The organism is Gluconobacter sp. P1D12_c (assembly GCF_018812105.1).
Lineage (GTDB): Bacteria > Pseudomonadota > Alphaproteobacteria > Acetobacterales > Acetobacteraceae > Gluconobacter > Gluconobacter oxydans_A.
Genome location: NZ_JACSIQ010000142.1, coordinates 1 through 640 on the forward strand (window position 1 = coordinate 1; position 640 = coordinate 640).

General features: G+C 57.5%; 1 protein-coding gene and 1 pseudogene. Both read right to left on the minus strand.

Translation table 11 applies throughout. The features are described from left to right. On the minus strand, positions 1-450 hold a 450-nt coding region (locus KP705_RS20275), incomplete at its 3' end, for an IS5 family transposase (protein WP_252348426.1). Between the two features lie 95 nt (positions 451-545). Then, positions 546-605: pseudogene (locus KP705_RS20280) on the minus strand (hypothetical protein); the annotation flags it as partial. Positions 606-640: the final 35 nt, after the last annotated feature.

Below are 640 nucleotides of genomic sequence, written 5' to 3' on the forward strand. Positions count from 1 at the left end.
GAATGATAAGGCGGTTTTGTCGTATCGGGTTGCAATACGGCGCATCTGCTTGAGCCTGTTGAACATCCGCTCAATGCGATTGCGGTCTCTGTAACGCCGCCAGTCTGTTTTCTGTGGAGCGYTGCGGCYTTTGCGTGATGGAATAACCGGCAGGATCCCGTGGATCAGCAGATCCTGGCGGAAGCTGTCACTGTCATAGCCCCGATCAGCCAGCATGGCTTTGGGGGGCGGGACAGACAGCTTCATCAGGGCGTCTGTGGCTTTGTAGTCCGAGACCTGGCCTCCGGTAAGGACAAAGCCAAGAGGGCATCCCTGATTGTCACATCGGACATGGATCTTGCTCGTAAAGCCGCCGCGTGATCGACCAAAAGCCTCCGAATGAGCCCCCCTTTTGCGCCCGTAGCCTGTGAATGGGCACGGACTACGGTACTGTCGACCATATGCTGCCAGTTATCGGTCAGGTCGAGGTCTATCAGGGTTTGCAGCAGAGCATCCCACACCCCCTGCTCAGCCCAACGCCGGAACCGGACATAGACCGAGTTCCATTTGCCGTAGCGCTCATGCATGTCCCGCCACGGACAGCCTGTGCGCAGAACATGCAGCATACCATTGAGAAACAGGCGGTTGTCTCCGGATGGTC